General features: G+C 46.5%; 15 protein-coding genes. 12 read left to right on the top strand and 3 right to left on the bottom strand.

The genetic code is table 11. The features are described from left to right. Window positions 1-23 precede the first annotated feature (23 nt). The 12 genes from AB5443_RS13625 (at window position 24) to AB5443_RS13680 (ending at window position 12,130) form a co-directional block, all read left to right on the top strand. Complete coding sequence (locus tag AB5443_RS13625) at window positions 24-1,475, top strand: TrkH family potassium uptake protein (protein WP_097677838.1); 1,452 nt, start codon at window positions 24-26, stop codon at window positions 1,473-1,475. A gap of 111 nt (window positions 1,476-1,586) precedes the next feature. Continuing rightward, entirely contained in the window at window positions 1,587-1,964 is a 378-nt protein-coding gene (locus AB5443_RS13630; RefSeq protein ID WP_022139821.1) for a hypothetical protein, read from the top strand. Between the two features lie 116 nt (window positions 1,965-2,080). Further along, a complete protein-coding gene (locus AB5443_RS13635) occupies window positions 2,081-2,431 on the top strand; it encodes an NADH-quinone oxidoreductase subunit A (protein ID WP_022139822.1) in 351 nt (116 codons plus the stop codon). Next, entirely contained in the window at window positions 2,422-3,024 is a 603-nt protein-coding gene (locus AB5443_RS13640) for an NADH-quinone oxidoreductase subunit B (protein ID WP_005677205.1), read from the top strand. Before AB5443_RS13635 ends, AB5443_RS13640 begins: the two co-directional genes overlap by 10 nt. A 27-nt stretch (window positions 3,025-3,051) precedes the next feature. After that, on the top strand, window positions 3,052-4,644 hold the full coding sequence (locus AB5443_RS13645) for an NADH-quinone oxidoreductase subunit D (protein ID WP_022139824.1): 1,593 nt from the start codon (window positions 3,052-3,054) through the stop codon (window positions 4,642-4,644). A gap of 92 nt (window positions 4,645-4,736) precedes the next feature. Continuing rightward, window positions 4,737-5,813 (top strand): NADH-quinone oxidoreductase subunit NuoH, encoded by a 1,077-nt coding sequence (gene nuoH, locus AB5443_RS13650; RefSeq protein ID WP_277132921.1) that lies wholly within the window; start codon window positions 4,737-4,739, stop codon window positions 5,811-5,813. An 11-nt stretch (window positions 5,814-5,824) separates the two neighbouring features. Further along, window positions 5,825-6,313 carry a 4Fe-4S binding protein gene (locus tag AB5443_RS13655; protein WP_022139826.1) on the top strand — a complete coding sequence of 163 codons (489 nt, stop codon included), beginning with the start codon at window positions 5,825-5,827 and terminating at the stop codon, window positions 6,311-6,313. 2 nt (window positions 6,314-6,315) lie between these two features. Further along, entirely contained in the window at window positions 6,316-6,828 is a 513-nt protein-coding gene (locus AB5443_RS13660; protein ID WP_022139827.1) for an NADH-quinone oxidoreductase subunit J, read from the top strand. A gap of 36 nt (window positions 6,829-6,864) precedes the next feature. After that, entirely contained in the window at window positions 6,865-7,173 is a 309-nt protein-coding gene (gene nuoK / locus AB5443_RS13665; RefSeq protein WP_022139828.1) for an NADH-quinone oxidoreductase subunit NuoK, read from the top strand. A gap of 92 nt (window positions 7,174-7,265) precedes the next feature. Next, window positions 7,266-9,155 (top strand): NADH-quinone oxidoreductase subunit L, encoded by a 1,890-nt coding sequence (gene nuoL, locus AB5443_RS13670; RefSeq protein ID WP_073347647.1) that lies wholly within the window; start codon window positions 7,266-7,268, stop codon window positions 9,153-9,155. A 13-nt stretch (window positions 9,156-9,168) separates the two neighbouring features. Then, window positions 9,169-10,653 (top strand): NuoM family protein, encoded by a 1,485-nt coding sequence (locus AB5443_RS13675; RefSeq protein WP_022139830.1) that lies wholly within the window; start codon window positions 9,169-9,171, stop codon window positions 10,651-10,653. A 37-nt stretch (window positions 10,654-10,690) separates the two neighbouring features. Beyond that, the gene (locus tag AB5443_RS13680; protein WP_022139831.1) at window positions 10,691-12,130 is read left to right on the top strand and encodes an NADH-quinone oxidoreductase subunit N; all 1,440 of its coding nucleotides are present in this window, start codon (window positions 10,691-10,693) and stop codon (window positions 12,128-12,130) included. A 111-nt stretch (window positions 12,131-12,241) separates the two neighbouring features. Here the strand turns inward: AB5443_RS13680 and AB5443_RS13685 are convergent, their stop codons facing one another. The 3 genes from AB5443_RS13685 to AB5443_RS13695 all read right to left on the bottom strand — a co-directional run bounded on the left by AB5443_RS13685 (window position 12,242) and on the right by AB5443_RS13695 (window position 19,206). Next, entirely contained in the window at window positions 12,242-15,052 is a 2,811-nt protein-coding gene (locus AB5443_RS13685) for an ATP-binding protein (protein WP_277132915.1), read from the bottom strand. Window positions 15,053-15,242: 190 nt separating this feature from the next. Beyond that, complete coding sequence (locus tag AB5443_RS13690) at window positions 15,243-16,451, bottom strand: hypothetical protein (RefSeq protein ID WP_277132913.1); 1,209 nt, start codon at window positions 16,449-16,451, stop codon at window positions 15,243-15,245. Window positions 16,452-16,494: 43 nt separating this feature from the next. Beyond that, window positions 16,495-19,206, bottom strand: a complete 2,712-nt coding sequence (locus AB5443_RS13695) for a TonB-dependent receptor (protein ID WP_277132911.1) — start codon at window positions 19,204-19,206, stop codon at window positions 16,495-16,497. Window positions 19,207-19,430 lie beyond the last annotated feature (224 nt).

Consider the following 19,430-nt stretch of genomic DNA (forward strand, 5'->3'; position numbering starts at 1 on the left):
GTATTAAGTATCAGGTATTATTTATGATTAATTCAAAGATGATATTCCGGATTTTGGGCTTTCTGCTGCTCATAGAGACAGTTATGTTGCTATGTTGCAGCGTTGTCTCTCTTTTCTACAAAGAGGATGATTTGCAAAGCTTCCTGATTTCATCAGCTATCACAGCCAGTATCGGTTTTATATTGCTTGCCATCGGCAAAGGTGCGGTGAAATCACTCAACCGCCGTGACGGATATGTCATCGTCAGTGCAGCGTGGGTCGCATTCTCTTTTTTCGGAATGCTACCTTATTATATAGGGGGATATATCCCAAGTGTCACCGACGCGTTCTTTGAAACCATGTCCGGTTTCAGTAGTACGGGCGCCACTATCCTGAACAATATCGAATCAATGCCGCACGGAATACTCTTCTGGCGTGCCATGACGCAATGGATAGGCGGTTTGGGTATTGTGTTCTTTACCATTGCTGTCCTGCCTATCTTCGGTGTGGGCGGTATTCAGGTATTTGCCGCAGAAGCCAGTGGCCCTACTCACGACAAGGTACACCCCCGCATCGGCATTACCGCCAAATGGATTTGGGGTATTTATGCCGGAATGACGGGAACATTGATTGTACTGTTAGTATTCGGTGGCATGGGGGTATTCGACAGTATATGTCACGCGTTCACAACGACCAGTACCGGCGGCTTCTCGACCAAACAGGCTAGTATTGAGTATTACCACTCCCCTTATATAGATTATGTTATCTCTATCTTCATGTTTCTGTCAGGTATCAACTTCACGCTGTTGCTGTTAATGTTTAACGGTAAGATAAAGAAGTTTATCCACGACGCGGAACTGAAGTTCTATTTTATTTGCGTTTCCTTCTTCACGATATTTATTGCTGCCTGGCTCCACTTTACTTCTTCAATGGGTATAGAAGAAGCATTCCGCAAATCACTCTTCCAAGTGATTTCGTTGCAGACTTCCACGGGATTTGCCACAGCCGACTATATGCTTTGGCCTTCCATCCTTTGGGGATGCCTTATTATCGTAATGATTATCGGAGCTTGTGCCGGCAGTACGACTGGCGGCATCAAGTGTATCCGCATGGTTATCCTGTTCAAAGTAGTGAAAAATGAATTCAAACATATCCTGCACCCCAATGCCGTGCTTCCGGTACGGGTAAACAAGCAAGTTATCTCCCCTTCCATCCAGTCCACAGTGTTGGCTTTCACCTTTTTGTATGCGGTGATTGCCCTTATCAGCATACTTGTCATGATGGGACTTGGAGTCGGTTTTCTGGAATCGGTGGGAACAGTTATTTCAAGCATGGGTAATATGGGGCCGGGACTTGGTACCTGCGGCCCTGCTTTTTCATGGAGTGAACTACCAGTTCTTGCCAAATGGCTGCTTTCTTTCCTGATGCTTCTGGGACGTTTGGAATTATTTACAGTGCTATTGCTCTTTACTTCCGACTTTTGGAAGAAAAACTAAGTAAAGAGTTGATATAAATCAAGTCGAGTGCTAAAAAAACCTTTTTTGCCACCCCGACTTTGCAAAAAGTATAAATATAAGTCCTATATTTGCAGCCGTTAAAAGAGAAAGATGAAACAAAGCTTAAAATTCGGACTACTTTTAGTACTGACTTTGCTTATTCATTGTGCCACAGATGGGGCAATGGAAAATATTTGCAAGGTTTCCTTGCCGACTTACCGGCATGAGAAGTGCTATGTGTCCCAAGACCATCCGGTACACAACGCTTTGGAACGTCTTTATAACTTCTATTCTACCCAATCCTGCGATATGAGTCATACGGAAATTGCAAATGTTCCGGCAGATAAGAGTATGCTATTGCTGATAGCTTATTTTTGCGAACATTACAGACTTCAAAGTCCGCCCGATTCTGCGTCGCCTCGAACTCCTACTTATTTCTACGATCCTATCTCCTATTATATATATGGGTTAAGAAAGATTGTGGTTTAGACAACAGTACAGTCGGCTTTTTTGCTCGTCATCTATATTACAGTTGGTTTTCCCCCGGAGGGTGGATAAGCTAGTTGTTGATTTCTATAATATTCAATCTAAACAGCTATTGAATTATGAATTTTACATTTTTAGTTGTTGTTTTACTGACAGCACTTGCTTTTGTCGGTGTAGTGATAGCCCTTTCGCGTGCTATTTCACCCCGTTCGTACAATGTGCAAAAGTTTGAAGCTTACGAATGTGGTATACCGACACGTGGTAAATCATGGATGCAGTTCCGTGTAGGTTACTACCTGTTTGCTATCCTGTTCCTGATGTTCGACGTTGAAACAGCTTTCCTGTTTCCGTGGGCGGTGGTCATGCGTGAAATGGGGCCGCAGGGACTTATCAGTGTTCTCTTCTTCTTTGTTATTCTAGTTCTGGGCCTTGCTTATGCCTGGAGGAAAGGAGCTTTGGAATGGAAATAACCAAAAAGCCAAAAATAAAATCAATTCCGTATGAGGAGTTTATCGACAATGAATCATTGGAAAAGTTGGTCAGGGAACTCAATGCCGGAGGGGCAAACGTCGCTCTCGGAGTTCTCGATGACTTTATCAACTGGGGACGCAGCAATTCGCTGTGGCCGCTTACTTTCGCTACCAGTTGTTGTGGTATCGAATTTATGGCACTGGGTGCCGCGCGTTATGATATGGCCCGTTTTGGGTTTGAAGTAGCCCGTGCCAGTCCGCGCCAGGCTGATATGATTATGGTATGCGGAACAATCACCAATAAAATGGCTCCGGTATTGAAGCGGCTTTACGACCAGATGCCCGACCCGAAATATGTGGTTGCCGTAGGCGGATGCGCTGTCAGCGGTGGCCCTTTCAAGAAGTCCTACCACGTAGTGAACGGAGTGGACAAGATTCTTCCGGTAGATGTGTATATCCCCGGATGTCCGCCGCGTCCCGAGGCTTTCTATTATGGCATGATGCAGTTACAACGCAAAGTGAAGATAGAGAAGTTCTTTGGTGGAGTGAACAGAAAAGAGAAGAAACCGGATTATATCAAAAATGAAGAATGAGCCTACATTCTTAATTAATAAGGATTTATGCAAGAAATACAATTTATAGCCCCGGCAGCATTACACGACGAGATGCTGCGCTTGCGAAATGAAAAGCAGATGGACTTTCTCGAAAGCCTCACCGGTATGGACTGGGGAGTGGCGGATGAGAAAGACGCTCCGGAGAAACTCCGCGGTTTAGGCGTAGTCTATCATCTGGAATCTACCGTCACGGGCGAACGGATAGCATTGAAAACTGCGACTACCAACCGTGACCTGCCGGAAATTCCGTCTGTCAGCGATATATGGAAGATAGCTGACTTCTACGAACGCGAAGTTTTCGATTATTATGGTATCACCTTTGTCGGTCATCCCGATATGCGCCGTCTGTATCTGCGTAACGACTGGATAGGTTATCCAATGCGCAAAGACAACGACCCGGAGAAAGACAATCCGCTCTGCATGACCAATGAAGAGACGTTCGATACGACTCAGGAAATTGAGTTGAACCCGGACGGAACAATCAAAAACAAAGAAACCAAACTCTTCGGAGAAGAAGAATATGTAGTCAATATCGGCCCGCAGCACCCTGCAACCCACGGTGTCATGCGTTTCCGTGTTTCTCTTGAAGGTGAAATCATCCGTAAGATTGACGCGAACTGTGGATATATCCACCGTGGTATCGAGAAGATGAATGAAAGTCTTACTTATCCGCAGACACTGGCTCTGACAGACCGTCTTGATTATTTGGGTGCGCATCAGAACCGCCATGCATTATGTATGTGTATCGAGAAGGCGATGGGTATCGAAGTCAGCGAGCGCGTGCAGTATATCCGTACGATTATGGATGAATTGCAACGTATCGACTCTCACCTGTTGTTTTTCTCTGCTCTTGCCATGGATTTGGGAGCATTGACGGCTTTCTTCTACGGATTCCGTGACCGTGAGAAGATTCTCGATATTTTCGAAGAAACGTGCGGTGGACGCTTGATTATGAACTACAACACGATTGGCGGCGTACAGGCTGACCTTCATCCTAACTTCGTCAAACGGGTAAAAGAGTTCATTCCGTATATGAGAGGAATTATCCACGAATACCACGATATATTCACAGGCAATGTCATTGCTCAAAGCCGTATGAAGGGTGTGGGTGTGCTAAGTCGCGAAGATGCCATCTCTTTCGGTTGTACCGGTGGTACAGGCCGTGCTTCGGGCTGGGCTTGCGACGTTCGCAAGCGAATCCCTTACGGTGTATATGACAAAGTGGATTTCAAAGAAATCGTCTATACGGAAGGCGACTGCTTCGCCCGCTACCTCGTGCGTATGGATGAAATCATGGAAAGTATGAACATCATTGAGCAATTAATAGACAATATCCCCGAAGGGCCGTATCAGGAGAAGATGAAGCCCATCATCCGTGTTCCCGAAGGCAGTTACTATGCTGCTGTGGAAGGAAGCCGCGGTGAGTTCGGTGTTTTCCTCGAAAGCCAGGGTGACAAGATGCCTTATCGTCTGCACTACCGCGCTACGGGACTGCCGCTCGTTGCAGCAATCGACACCATCTGCCGCGGAGCGAAGATTGCCGACTTGATTGCTATCGGCGGAACACTGGACTATGTGGTTCCTGATATTGACAGGTAAGCTAACGATTAACGTTTAGTGATGAACGATTAACGAAAAGAAGACACAAGCATGTTAATCACTAATCACTAAACACTAAACACTAATTAAATATGTTCGACTTTAGTATAGTAACAAACTGGATACATGAGCTGCTCCTCTCCGTTATGCCGGAAGGATTGGCCATCTTTATAGAATGTGTGGCTGTCGGTGTGTGTATCGTTGCATTGTATGCCATTCTCGCCATCATCTTAATTTACATGGAACGTAAGGTTTGCGGTTTCTTCCAGTGCCGTCTCGGCCCGAACCGTGTTGGCAAATGGGGTTCTATCCAAGTGGTATGCGACGTGCTCAAAATGATGACCAAGGAAATCTTCATGCCGAAGGGCGCTGACCGTTTCCTCTACAACCTGGCTCCGTTCATGGTAATTATCGCCTCGTTCCTCACTTTCGCCTGTATCCCTTTTAATAAGGGAGCGGAGATTCTGAATTTCAATGTGGGTGTATTCTTCCTGCTGGCAGCTTCCAGTATCGGAGTGGTTGGTATTTTGCTTGCCGGTTGGGGTAGTAACAATAAGTTTTCCCTGATTGGCGCCATGCGAAGCGGTGCGCAGATTATCAGTTACGAGCTTTCTGTCGGTATGAGCATCATGACGATGGTGGTACTGATGGGAACCATGCAGTTCTCTGAAATCGTGGAAGGACAAGCCAATGGCTGGTTTATCTTCAAGGGACATATCCCTGCCGTGATTGCCTTTATCATCTACCTGATTGCCGGAAACGCTGAATGTAACCGCGGCCCGTTCGACCTTCCCGAAGCGGAAAGTGAGCTGACTGCCGGATACCACACCGAATATTCCGGTATGGGTTTCGGTTTCTTCTACCTGGCGGAATATCTGAATCTGTTTATCGTAGCGAGTGTTGCCGCTACTATCTTCCTGGGAGGATGGATGCCGTTGCACATCGCCGGACTGGATGGATTCAATGCCGTAATGGATTATATCCCCGGCTTCATCTGGTTCTTTGGCAAAGCGTTCTTTGTGGTATTCCTGCTGATGTGGATCAAATGGACGTTCCCACGTCTGCGTATTGACCAGATTCTGAACTTGGAATGGAAATACCTGGTTCCTATTTCTATGGTAAATCTATTATTAATGGCATGTTGCGTAGCCTTCGGCTTTCACTTCTAGCAGATTAGATTATGGAATATAAAGATAAAAAATATACGTACTTAGGTGGTCTGGTGCATGGCATCAGCACACTGGCAACGGGTATGAAAACCAGCATCAAGGTTTACTTCCGCAAGAAAGTGACCGAGCAATATCCCGAGAACCGGAAAGAACTGAAGATGTTCGACCGATTCCGCGGGACACTGAATATGCCCCACAATGAGAATAATGAACACCGCTGCGTAGCCTGCGGATTGTGTCAGATGGCTTGTCCGAACGACACAATCACTGTGACGAGCGAAACTATCGAGACAGAAGACGGCAAGAAAAAGAAAATACTGGCGACCTATGAATATGACTTGGGCGCTTGTATGTTCTGCCAGCTTTGTGTGAATGCTTGTCCGCACGATGCGATTACGTTCGACCAGAACTTCGAACATGCCGTATTCGACCGGACGAAGCTCGTCCTGAAACTGAATCATGACGGTAGTAAAGTAATAGAAAAGAAAAAAGAAGTTTAGATATGGGATCAACACTTGAAACAGTAGTATTCTACTTTTTGGCAGCATTTATTATTGCCATGTCCATCATGACGGTGACTACCCAACGTATTGTCCGCTCGGCAACCTACCTGCTCTTCGTGCTTTTCGGCACGGCCGGCATCTACTTCTTGCTGGGTTATACCTTTTTGGGTTCTGTCCAGATTATGGTTTACGCCGGTGGTATCGTCGTTCTGTATGTATTCTCCATCCTGCTGACCAGTGGAGAGGGCGACCGAGCCGAGAAACTAAAACGAAGCAGGTTTCTGGCAGGACTCTTTACGATGGTTGCCGGTCTGGCAATTATCCTGTTTATCACATTGAAGCATAATTTTCTGCAAACCACGAATCTTGCCCCACTGGAGATAAACATCCACACCATCGGACATGCCTTGCTAAGTAGTGACAAATACGGCTATGTATTACCTTTCGAAGCAGTCAGTATCTTATTACTGGCTTGTATCATCGGTGGTATCATGATTGCCCGAAAGAGATAAGAACGAAAGTATTAACTATCAAACATTGAATTGAATATGATACACATGGAATATTACCTGGTAGTCTCTACCATCATGATGTTTGCAGGAATCTATGGATTCTTTACCCGTCGTAACACACTGGCTATCCTGATTTCCGTAGAGTTAATGCTGAACGCCACGGACATCAACTTCGCCGTGTTCAACCGTTTTCTCTTCCCCGCAGGATTGGAAGGCTATTTCTTTGCCCTGTTTTCCATCGCCATCTCGGCTGCGGAAACTGCCATAGCTATCGCCATCATGATTAATATCTACCGTAATCTCCGAAGCATCCAAGTCCGCAACCTCGACGACCTGAAATGGTAGTGGCAAGGTGCCACTGCCAGGTTTCCATTCGGATGGATTCGTAAGATATGATAGTATAAGTAATAATAAAACAAGTAATTAAATAAAACTGTATGGAACTAACAATTCTAATACTCCTTCTTCCTTTCTTCTCTTTCCTTATACTGGGAATCGGGGGAAAATGGATGTCGCATCGGACGGCGGGTATCATCGGTACTTTGGTACTGGGAACGGTAGCGGTACTGTCTTACGTGACTGCTTTCCAATATTTCTCCGCCCCGAGACTGGAAGACGGAACATTTGCCACATTGATACCTTATAACTTCACGTGGCTTCCTTTTACAGAGACATTACACTTCGACCTGGGTATCCTGCTCGATCCTATATCTGTGATGATGTTGATTGTCATCTCCACCGTGTCGCTGATGGTGCATATCTACTCTTTCGGCTACATGAAAGGTGAGACTGGTTTTCAACGTTATTATGCTTTCCTTTCCCTGTTTACCATGTCTATGCTGGGATTGGTGGTAGCTACAAATATCTTCCAAATGTATCTCTTTTGGGAGTTGGTGGGTGTAAGCTCTTATTTATTAATCGGATTCTACTACACAAAACCTGCCGCAATTTCCGCTTCCAAGAAAGCATTTATCGTCACTCGTTTTGCTGACTTAGGCTTCCTTATCGGTATCCTGATTTACGGATATTATGGCGGAACGTTCGGTTTCACTCCCGATACGGTATCGTTGGTCAGCGGTGGAGCTGCGATGCTTCCGTTAGCTCTCGGACTGATGTTCGTGGGTGGTGCAGGTAAGAGTGCGATGTTCCCGTTGCACATTTGGTTGCCCGACGCTATGGAAGGCCCGACTCCGGTCAGCGCATTGATTCATGCGGCTACGATGGTAGTTGCCGGAGTTTATTTAGTGGCACGTATGTTCCCGCTTTTCATCGCTTATGCTCCGAATACATTGCATATGGTAGCATGGGTAGGTGCATTCACTGCTTTCTACGCGGCAAGTGTAGCTTGCGTACAATCGGACATCAAGCGTGTGCTCGCTTTCTCTACTATCTCGCAGATTGGTTTTATGATGGTAGCTTTGGGCGTTTGTACTTCGATGAATCCGCACGAAGGCGGATTGGGATATATGGCATCCATGTTCCACCTTTTCACACATGCCATGTTCAAAGCATTGCTCTTCCTGGGTGCAGGTAGCATTATCCATGCGGTACACTCCAATGAAATGTCGGCTATGGGCGGATTACGCAAATATATGCCTATCACTCACTGGACATTCCTGATTGCCTGTCTTGCCATTGCGGGTATTCCCCCGTTCTCCGGTTTCTTCTCAAAAGATGAGATTTTGGCAGCCTGCTTCCAATACAGTCCTGTAATGGGTTGGGTAATGACGGTAATTGCTGCTATGACTGCTTTCTATATGTTTCGCCTATACTACGGTATCTTCTGGGGGAAAGAAAACAAAGAGTTGCATGCACATCACACACCACATGAAAGTCCTTTAGCTATGACTTTCCCGTTGATGTTCCTGGCAGCCGTTACTTGTGGAGCAGGATTTATTCCTTTCGGACACTTTATCAGTTCGAACGGCGAATCTTATTCCATTCATCTTGACCCGTCGGTAGCTATCACAAGCGTTGTTATTGCTATTATTTCTATTGCAATCGCGACCTGGATGTACAAGAATGCCAAACAGCCTGTTGCCGATTCACTGGCTAAACAGTTCAAGGGATTGCACAAGGCTGCTTATAATCGTTTCTATATTGATGATATATACCAGTTCATTACGCACAAGATTATCTTCCGCTGCATCTCCGCTCCTATCGCTTGGTGGGATCGTCATGTAGTGGATGGATTCTTTGACTTCCTGGCATGGGCAACCAATACTACAAGCGACGAAATCCGTGGTTTGCAGAGTGGCCAGGTACAGCAGTATGCGTATGTGTTCCTTTGCGGTGCACTGGCACTTATCCTACTATTAATCTTATAAAGCACAGAACGATATGAATTTCTTATCAATATTCGTACTTATCCCCTTATTGATGCTTGCCGGACTTTGGGCAGCACAAGGAATCAAAGCCATCCGGGGGGTTATGGTTACTGGCGCATCGGCACTTCTGATTGCCTCTGTCGTACTTACATTCATGTATTTGGGAGAGCGTAGTGCCGGTAACACAGCAGAAATGCTATTCCGTGCAGATACCCTTTGGTATGCACCTCTTCATATCTCATACTCGGTAGGCGTTGACGGAATCTCGGTAGCCATGCTGTTACTGTCCGCCATCATCGTATTCACCGGAACATTTGCTTCCTGGCGCCTGCAACCGCTGACTAAAGAATATTTCCTTTGGTTCACCCTGCTGTCGATGGGAGTATTCGGGTTCTTTATCTCCGTAGACTTGTTCACCATGTTTATGTTCTACGAAATAGCGCTGATACCTATGTACCTGTTAATCGGTGTATGGGGTTCGGGACGCAAGGAATACGCCGCCATGAAACTGACGCTGATGCTGATGGGCGGTTCCGCCTTCCTGCTGATCGGTATTCTCGGAATCTACTTCGGTTCGGGAGCTACCACCATGAACTTGCTTGAAATCGCGCAACTGCACAATATACCTTTTGCACAGCAATGCATTTGGTTTCCGCTGACTTTCCTCGGCTTTGGCGTGCTAGGCGCTCTTTTCCCGTTCCATACATGGAGTCCCGACGGTCATGCTTCCGCCCCGACAGCCGTATCCATGCTTCATGCCGGAGTATTGATGAAACTGGGTGGTTATGGATGTTTCCGCATCGCCATGTACCTGATGCCGGAAGCAGCTAACGAACTTTCCTGGATATTCCTGATACTGACAGGTATCTCTGTTGTCTACGGAGCTTTCTCCGCTTGCGTACAGACCGACTTGAAATATATCAATGCCTATTCTTCCGTATCCCACTGCGGACTGGTTCTTTTCGCTATCCTGATGCTCAATCAGACAGCAGCGACGGGAGCTATCCTTCAGATGCTTTCGCACGGATTGATGACAGCCTTGTTCTTCGCCCTTATCGGTATGATTTACGGACGTACCCACACCCGTGACGTTCGCGAACTTGCCGGCCTGATGAAGATTATGCCGTTCCTCAGTGTATGTTACGTGATTGCCGGTCTTGCCAACCTCGGTTTGCCGGGTCTGAGCGGTTTTATTGCCGAAATGACCATCTTCGTCGGTTCTTTCCAGAACAATGACGTATTTCACCGCACACTGACTATCATCGCCTGCTCTTCCATTGTGATAACAGCAGTCTACATCCTGCGTCTGGTAGGTAAGATTCTGTATGGTACCTGCACCAACAAGCACCACCTCGAACTGACGGACGCAACCTGGGACGAGCGCGTAGCAGTCATCTGCCTCATTGTTTGTGTAGCCGGACTGGGTATGGCCCCTTTCTGGGTCAGCCACATGATTGGTGAAAGCGTATTGCCGGTTGTCTCACAACTGATACCCTAACTAGTAAATTGTAAATCGTTAAATAGTAAATTACAATATGGATTATTCACAATTTCTACATATGCGAGAAGAGCTGTCGCTCGTAGTTGTCCTGATACTACTGTTTCTGGCTGACCTCTTCATGAGCCCGGACGCACACAAAAATGATGGGAAAGCACGGCTGAACACCATGTTACCTGTCATTCTGATGGCAATTCATACGGCTATCAACTTCGTTCCGGGAACTGCTGCCGACGTATTCGGTGGTATGTATCACTACGTACCCATGCATACAGTTGTCAAATCAATCCTGAATATAGGTACACTGATTGTCTTCCTGATGGCACACGAATGGATGAAACGTGAAGATACTTCCTTCAAACAAGGTGAGTTCTATGTACTGACACTCTCCACCCTGTTCGGCATGTATCTCATGATTTCCGCCGGACACTTCCTGATGTTCTTCATCGGACTGGAAACGGCATCTATCCCGATGGCTGCCCTGATTGCCTTCGACAAATACCGCCACAACTCTGCCGAAGCGGGAGCCAAGTATATCCTTACCGCCCTCTTCTCCAGCGCACTGTTGCTGTTCGGCCTGTCCATGATTTACGGCTCTGCCGGAACATTGTACTTTGACGACCTTCCCGCTCATATCGACGGAAATCCGTTGCAAATTATGGCATTCGTCTTCTTCTTCACGGGCATGGCATTCAAACTGTCGCTCGTTCCGTTCCACCTGTGGACAGCGGACGTATATGAAGGTGCACCGAGTACAGTCACCGCTTATCTGAGCGTCGTATCCAAAGGTTCGGCAGCTTTCGTTCTGCTGGCTATCCTTATTAAAGTATTTGCACCGATGATAAACGACTGGCAGGAAGTGCTTTACTGGGTGACTATCGCATCTATCACCATTGCCAATATATTCGCCATCCGCCAGCAGAACCTGAAACGTCTGATGGCATTCTCCAGTATCTCACAGGCCGGATATATTATGCTTGGCGTTATTGGTGGTACAGCACAGGGAATGACGGCACTGGTATATTACGTACTTGTATATGCCGCTGCCAACCTCGGAGTATTCGCCGTGATTACTATCGTAGCCCTGCGCAGCCAGAAGTTCACGCTCGAAGATTATGCAGGACTTTACAAGACGAATCCGAAAATAGCATTCCTTATGACCCTGTCTTTGTTCTCACTGGCAGGTATCCCGCCGTTTGCCGGATTCTTCTCCAAGTTCTTTATCTTTATGGCAGCTTTCGATGCAGGTTTCCATCTGTTGGTATTCATTGCGTTGGTAAACACAGTGATTTCGCTGTACTACTATCTGCTGATTGTAAAAGCAATGTATATCACTCCTTCCGACAATCCGATTCCTGCTTTCCGCAGCGACCGCTGTACGAAATGGGGACTCGCACTTTGTACGCTGGGGATTATCGGACTGGGTATCGCAAGTATCGTATATCAGTCTATCGACAAACTATCGTTCGGAATCTAAGCGGATACATCCGAAAGACAGACACCTCTCAATAAAAAAATGGTCTTGATTCAATGCCGGTTCATACCGGCGATGATCAAGACCATTTTTATGTTTATATATCCTCGTGTCTTACGCAAGCGCTTCTTCCGTCACAATCACACCGGGAATTGTAAACCAGAACCGCGAGCCTTTTCCCACTTCAGAGTCAACACCTATTTTTCCACCCAGTTGTTCCACGATACTTTGACAGATGGAAAGTCCCAATCCCGTACCATGCACAAAAGAATTGAGTTTCACAAAACGTTCGAAGATATGCGGCAATTGCTCCTTCTCTATTCCTATACCCGTGTCCTGAACATAGAATTCCAGTTCTTCCCCTTTCAGCTTGTAACCCACGCGGATACTTCCTTCGGAAGTGAACTTGATGGCATTGTTGACGAAGTTGGAAATAACCTGATGGATACGGTTACGGTCACTGATAATACGGCAAACCGGAAGATGCGGGTCGAGTACCAACTGCACAGTCTCCTTCACCATCTTCATCTGCATGGAACAGACAATATCCTCACACAACAGATTCACGTCCACATCTCCATTCGTAAACTCGAACGTACCCGCTTCAATCTTCGACAAGTCGAGTATATCCGAAATCAACTGGAGCAGCAAATCATTATTCTCCCGTACGATTTTAATATATTCCCTTCGTTCCTCTATATCCTCGTTTTCCACCAACAGGTCGGAAAAGCCGACAATCGCATTCAGCGGAGTACGAATCTCATGGCTCATGTTGGCAAGGAAAGCACTTTTCAGGCGATCCATCATTTCCGCTTTGTCACGCGCCTGAATCAGTTCGGCTTCCGTCTCCTTCAGTTCCGTAATATCATAATTGATGCCGATAATCTCTATTTCGTTATTCTCCGGTTCATAAGCGGTAACCACCACATTGCTGCTTACCCAGTTCCACTCATTCTTCGTGCCGGGACGGTGAATACGCATTTCTCCCTGGAAATGCCGTCTCTTTCCCTGTCTGACTTCGTCATAAAAGTCCAGTATACGCTGACGGTCATCAGGATGCATTTTACCATACACTCCCACAACTTCGTTCAAAGGAATATCTTCTTCCTCTCCCAAGTTCTTATACCATTGCTTGATGGCATATCCTTTCCGGTCAAGAAGATTCAATTTGGCATAGCCCACTTTCGCGTAATCGGAAATCATCAGGAAGAAGTTCTCAAAATCACGGATACGATTGATGGCATCGAGCCGTTCCGTATTATCTATGCTAATCAGGATATACCCGTTGAAATTGCCTTCTTTATCATATAGTTTGGTAACCTTTGAATACAGGGCAATAATATTGGCACGGTTCGTATGATAATACTTACCCACATGTTCGAAGCAATAATTAATCCGGAAGTCGACCAGGTTTTCATTACGTACCCGGTCACGTATCTCCTGCGGAACATTCGGATTCTCAAAGAAATTGACTCCAATCACGTCCGACTTATCAGCCACGCCGAATATCTCAAGGTCTTTATTATTCAAATCGAGCAGATAACCGTCCTTATCATATATTTCGACTCCTGCCGGTATGTTGGCGAAAATGTTCTTGAAGAGTTTTTCACTGCGATCCAAAGCCATATTCGCCTTTACCGTTTCAGTAGAATCGAGGAAGAGCCCGATCACTTCATCCTTTTCCGGCGAATAAAGAATCCAGTGAGTATAAAGTCCCGTCATGGGAAAATATTCATCTCTTTCCAAGTATGAACGGCTATTGAGGACATCCATTAAAAATTCCAGTTTCTGCTTGTAATCAGTATGCAGTTCAGAAGCCAGACGACCGAAATATTGTTCCGGAGAATGGCCGAAGAATCTGCTACAGGCATTATTGGCATCCGTCAACCGGTAATCACAAGGTTTCCCGTTCCCGTCACGGATAATCGACAGACGTATATACCCCATCGGCATATAACTGAAAAGATTATTCATAAAGGCCTGTTCGCTGATTACCTTATCCTTCGCTTTCCGCAGTTCGATGCAAATGCTGATAATATTGGCCAGCGAAGAAAACCACTGGTAATCTTCATTGCTCCATTCATGGTAAGATTCCACCAAGTCCACTCCCATATAGCCCCAAACGTGGTCGCCCGCCATTAAAGGGGTTACCATCAATGACTTGATTCCTTGTGCTGAAAGAATATCATATTCGTCCACAGCCCCTTCGGGCAATTGCTTCAATGAATCCAAGATGATAGGCTTGCCGGATAATATCTGCCGGCTCCACCACCTTGACTGGGAAGTGGGAATATGCTGCAAACTCTCTTTCTCTTCCGATACTCCTTCGGAAGTAGCCTCATAGGTACAACTATGATGAGTACAAGTTTCATCGTACTCAAAAATATAAACGCGTCCACGGTTGGCATGCAGGTTTAATATATCTTTCAGGATTTCCGTTATACAGGACTCCACTTCCTCATCCCGCAGAAAACGGAGTAAAGACTGGGAAATATAGTTTTGGCGGCGAAGCAGATTGTTTACACGTATCAGCGCATTCCTTTGCTCCACATCCTTGGGAGCTTCCACCCGCTGAATGATTCCGAAAGACTTGTCCCCGCCATCATTTCCCGTACCTTTCTCACGAAAAGCCAGACGGGTGTGAAGCCAGACTTCACCATACCCGGGAGTGATAACAGGAAATGTCTGTTCATAAAAGTCCTTATGAATGGAAGAATTCGCCCAAAACTCCTGCGCAATCTGTTCCCGATAATCCTCACGTATCAAATTGAGAAAATCCAAAGAAGAAATGGTATCACCCTCTAATCCCAAGAGGTCACAAAGATAATCCGAACATAGGTAATACCCTGCTGTTATGTCTGCTTCCCACCATCCGATTTGAGCCAGGGAAGACATTTTACGATATCGTTCGTAGTCTGTTTGCATATTTTAATTGGTGTACAATATATAGGTCGACAAATATACTAAAAAGGAAATCACCGAAACCATAAAGACCTAAATATTACCTATAAAAAAGAACATAAAAGAATAAAGACAGGGCATGAGAGAATCTACTTGTCGCAAATCCCCTCATGCCGATTGAGTAAAATAACAAACCTCTGTTCTATGTTCTATATCAGAAAGCTGATAAGTCGTATCCTGTCCAGGAGAACAAGGAAGCATCCGCACCTGTGTTTTCTGCCGCTTCTTCGAATGTGTTCAACACACCGTTCAACTTGGTCTTGAACTGTAATGAGTTGGTGATGCTGATGCTTGAAGCCGCGTTACCTGCGCCTTTGCTGTCGCTCATATCGATCAGGTCGATTGTACCACCGGTACCTTTCACCAATGCGTTCTTGATAGTCGCTTTCGCGCCGCGGCGAATCTTAATCACGTCCTGCATACGGTCTACATTGTCCATGGTATTGGCAGCATTGTTCACAATCGTCATGTTCTCGACTACAAAGTCGGACTGGCGCAGGTGGTCGGGATAAAGACCGTCCAGGTTACCGTCGGCTTCGATACCGCGAGGGTCTGCTTCCGTACTGTTATAACCGCTTTCCCAAACACCATAGCAATTCTTCAATGTACCTGAATATCCTTGCGTGAAGTCGAACATATCATCGTCCGGATTTACAGCCAGCAGGTTGGTTACATTGACTGTTCCGCCAAAGAATTCGATGGCATCGTCGGCACTTTCGAGCACGTAGATGTTTTCAATCTTCGTGCCGTTACCTACGCCATTCAGCGTCAATCCGTTGTGTTCGATATCAGCGGTGGAACGGGCACCGGCATAGCAGATTTGTACGTAAGTCAATGAACCGGAATTGTCATTATCCACATTGCCGCCATACTTATAGTTGTTGTCTATCTCAGTCAGACCTGTATCGCTCTTGTCCGCGCTCGAACCGGAGATAGGAGCTTTACCGTTGATAATGATTCCACCCCAGTAGCCGGATTTGGGACTTGTGGTGTTGGCGGTAAAGATGATAGGTTTTTCAGCCGTTCCGTCGGCATAAAGCTTACCGCCTTGCGCTACCAGGAGATAACTGCTGAAACCTTCACGGGCTTTAATCGTAGTTCCGGCAGGGATATTCAGGCGACCGCCGTTTTCAATGATTACAGTCCCGTTCAGGATATATTCCTTAGATTCGAGCGTCTGCTCTCCAGTCAGTGTTCCCGACAGGATGTTCTCACCTACTACAATAGAACTACCCGTTCCGCCACCGTTTCCACCATTTCCATCGTCACTACCGTTGCCGTCACCATCACTGCTACATGCAGTCAGTGTAATCGCAGTTGCCATTGCGGCACATGTCATAAAGTTCACAAACAATCTTTTCATTTTGCTTTCATTATTAGTTAATAATCTTATTTCTTCACCCGGTTCAGAATGTGCACGACACTCCCAGGCTTATATTTATTCCTTTTTTGTATTCGCCCAGCGTTATTTTCTCTCCGCTTTCATTCGCCTTCCGGCTCAACTTATACGAAGGATTCAGCAGATTGCGGGCTTTCAGGTTGAGCGACAGGTATTTGTTCAGTTTGGCTTGGGATACAAAGTCAAGGGTTACGATTCCCCGTTCCATGATGTCCTGATAGCCTTGCGTACCTATCGTATAGATTTTATCGCTCACGTAGTTGAGCACACATGTATTGATGAAGCTGCGTTCTCCTTTCGTGAATGTATGGGAGAGGTCGAAGTTGGCAATCCAGGGGGCGGCTCCTTCCAGTTGCGAACCGGTAGTTACCGTAGCCAAAGGCATTTTCGCGTTCGTATAGATATATGAGCCGTTCAGTCCGAAGGAGAGTTTGTTCATTCCGTTCGCGGCGCTGCCCAGCGGGCGGACAAACAGGTTTTTGCGTATTTCCACTTCCACTCCGGCCACGGTCGCTTCGTCCGCTATATTCTCGTAAGAGAGGTATCCGCCGGCGCTTGCCACTTCAATACGTGAAATCGGGTTCTTGATAAGTTTATAGAAAGCGGTCAGCGAAATCAATTCGGTCGGACTGGGGTTGAAGTCCCATTTCAGGTCGAGGTTGTAGTTATCCGAAGGTTTCAGATGGGGGTTCCCCTGACTGTTGAAGTTCACGCCGACATAGCGGTAGGGGGAGATTTCCTTTGCTTGCGGCAGCGTATAAGTCTTGCTTGCGCCCAAACGCAGGGAGTGTTTATCATTCAGATTGTATTTGAGATTCAAGCTGGGCAGGAAGTAGTCTTTCTGAATCTTGTTGCTTCCTTTAGAACCGCCACGGTTTACATTATAGTCTACTTCCATGTCTACCTTGTCATATTTCATTCCCAGGTTTACAATCCAACGGGGATTGAACTGGTAGGTAGCTTCCGCGTAGGCGGAATGGATATTCTTCGTTACCGTATATTCATCCAGGTTCTTCTGTATCTCGAACCAGCCGGAAGAGAGATTCTCCTGATTGTAGTAATCGTCGAGCGAGAAGTCGTCCAAAGAAGGGATGGTGGAAACGCGTCCTACGGTGAGGTTGTATTCCGTAGCTTTGAAGTTATCGTCTACAAAGCGGCCTGTATAGCCGAGACGGATATTCGAGATTTCTTCTACATTATCTTTCAGCCGGTAGACGAGCCCGGCTCTTACATTCAGGTCGTTTTCATCCAAAGCGGAGAAATATCGTTGTTGGGAGTTGCCTCTGAGCAAGGTGTATCCGTTTTCCGCTTTTGTCAGGTTGTTGATGCGGCGGTCAGGTTCGTAGCCTTTCACTATATTATAGGAAGCGCCGGCGTCCAGGCTGATTGATTTAGTCAGTCCCCAGTTGGTCATTAGCTGATTGACAATCAGCAGGTTGTCGTTCGTTTGTTGGCGGCGGGTAAATCCAAGGTTCTCATAGTCGTCGCTGAAGATGGAGTTCTTGCCGTTGTAGTCGCCTACCGACTGGGTGTTGGCGTGTATCATCATAAAGTTATAGCTGACATGATGGCGGTTCTGCATATCGTAGTCCACATTGGCAAGTGCCAGTTGGCTGATATTCTCCGTCGATTTCTTTCCATTCATATCTTTGTAGACAGTACCGCCGGTGGTCGTGTTGCGTATGGTTTCGTCGGTGTACTGATAGTCCGTCGTATGTCCGGCAGTCAGGAAGAAAGAGAGCGGGTTCTTGTCCTTGCCCACATAGAAGCGTTTTCCACCGGAAATGCTGTAACTTCTGTTGATTTGAAGATGCTGTTCGGAAGGGTTCAGTTTGTTCTTGAAGCCCCATGAGGTTTCGTCGGCAGGTTCGGTGCGGTTGGCAAAGCCCATGAAGTTGACTCCGTCCATTTTGAGGAAGTCGGATGATACGGTCTGCGTATTCAGTCCGCCGGAAAGGGAGAAGCCGAAGTTTCCGCCGCCTGTCAGTTCTTTGGATACGATGTCGATGGCCGCTCCGCCGACATCACTGCTGCCGCCTGCGCTGAATGCCTTATTCACGCCTACGGACTGAATAATATCCGTGCCGAAAAAGTCGAGGGAGATATTCTTGTATTCCGGGTCTTCGGAAGGGAGCGCGAAGCCGTTGAAGGTAGTTGCGTTGTAGCGGTCGCCCAGTCCACGGACAAAGACGTTCTTCACGCCGTCCTGTTTGGACACGCCGGAGACTTTGGTCACAGCACCTTCCGCGTCCGAGACTCCTTTGCGGGAAAGTTCCTTCACGCTGACGGACTGTACGGCAATGACTGCTTTCTGCTGTTCGAGCAAGAGCATATTCTCGTTCTCGCGGTTCTTCTTCGCTACGACCACCACGTCGGCAAGTTCTTGTGCGTCGGTTTCCAGTTCGAGGTTCAGCATCACCAGTTTCCCGTTTTCCACACGGACTTTGCGGCGTACTTCTTTATATCCTATATATTTGATTTCAACATCATATATTCCTTCCAGAAGTCCGCGGTCATTCAATTCAAAATTACCGTCCATATCGGTCACTGCACCGGTTTGAGTTCCTATCAGCCGTATGGTAGCTCCTATCAAAGGTTCCTTGGACAGCTTGTCTTTCACAGCTCCTTTAATCTTGATATTGGCAGCCAACGCGGGAAGTACACACAACAGGCAGAAGAAGGCTGCAACTGAAATTCGGATTAGAAATTGTTTTTTCATCTAACTTTGCTATACGTTTTGATTACGTCGGCAAAGGTAGAGGGCAGGGATTACAATGTGAAGACGAAGGAAATACAATCAGTTGAAAGAACGATTGCATTCTTGTTACGGGATTACTTAAGTTTATATCGAACTGACGTTAAGATAAGAGCCTTTTTCTTAATACACTCAAGCCTGTTTTTTAATGCGCTAATGGCAGCTCCGTTTCCTTATAGGGAAACGCC

Source organism: Bacteroides sp. RTP21281st1_H5_RTP21281_210402 (assembly GCF_040918965.1).
Taxonomy (GTDB): Bacteria; Bacteroidota; Bacteroidia; order Bacteroidales; family Bacteroidaceae; genus Bacteroides; species Bacteroides congonensis.

What these genes read in the sequence shown, in the direction of transcription:
- AB5443_RS13625 (WP_097677838.1), top strand. Translation starts at nt 24, where the DNA reads ATGATTAATTCAAAGATGATATTCCGGATTTTGGGCTTTCTGCTGCTC.
- AB5443_RS13630 (WP_022139821.1), top strand. Translation starts at nt 1,587, where the DNA reads ATGAAACAAAGCTTAAAATTCGGACTACTTTTAGTACTGACTTTGCTT.
- AB5443_RS13635 (WP_022139822.1), top strand. Translation starts at nt 2,081, where the DNA reads ATGAATTTTACATTTTTAGTTGTTGTTTTACTGACAGCACTTGCTTTT.
- AB5443_RS13640 (WP_005677205.1), top strand. Translation starts at nt 2,422, where the DNA reads ATGGAAATAACCAAAAAGCCAAAAATAAAATCAATTCCGTATGAGGAG.
- AB5443_RS13645 (WP_022139824.1), top strand. Translation starts at nt 3,052, where the DNA reads ATGCAAGAAATACAATTTATAGCCCCGGCAGCATTACACGACGAGATG.
- nuoH (WP_277132921.1), top strand. Translation starts at nt 4,737, where the DNA reads ATGTTCGACTTTAGTATAGTAACAAACTGGATACATGAGCTGCTCCTC.
- AB5443_RS13655 (WP_022139826.1), top strand. Translation starts at nt 5,825, where the DNA reads ATGGAATATAAAGATAAAAAATATACGTACTTAGGTGGTCTGGTGCAT.
- AB5443_RS13660 (WP_022139827.1), top strand. Translation starts at nt 6,316, where the DNA reads ATGGGATCAACACTTGAAACAGTAGTATTCTACTTTTTGGCAGCATTT.
- nuoK (WP_022139828.1), top strand. Translation starts at nt 6,865, where the DNA reads ATGATACACATGGAATATTACCTGGTAGTCTCTACCATCATGATGTTT.
- nuoL (WP_073347647.1), top strand. Translation starts at nt 7,266, where the DNA reads ATGGAACTAACAATTCTAATACTCCTTCTTCCTTTCTTCTCTTTCCTT.
- AB5443_RS13675 (WP_022139830.1), top strand. Translation starts at nt 9,169, where the DNA reads ATGAATTTCTTATCAATATTCGTACTTATCCCCTTATTGATGCTTGCC.
- AB5443_RS13680 (WP_022139831.1), top strand. Translation starts at nt 10,691, where the DNA reads ATGGATTATTCACAATTTCTACATATGCGAGAAGAGCTGTCGCTCGTA.
- AB5443_RS13685 (WP_277132915.1), bottom strand. Translation starts at nt 15,052, where the DNA reads ATGCAAACAGACTACGAACGATATCGTAAAATGTCTTCCCTGGCTCAA.
- AB5443_RS13690 (WP_277132913.1), bottom strand. Translation starts at nt 16,451, where the DNA reads ATGAAAAGATTGTTTGTGAACTTTATGACATGTGCCGCAATGGCAACT.
- AB5443_RS13695 (WP_277132911.1), bottom strand. Translation starts at nt 19,206, where the DNA reads ATGAAAAAACAATTTCTAATCCGAATTTCAGTTGCAGCCTTCTTCTGC.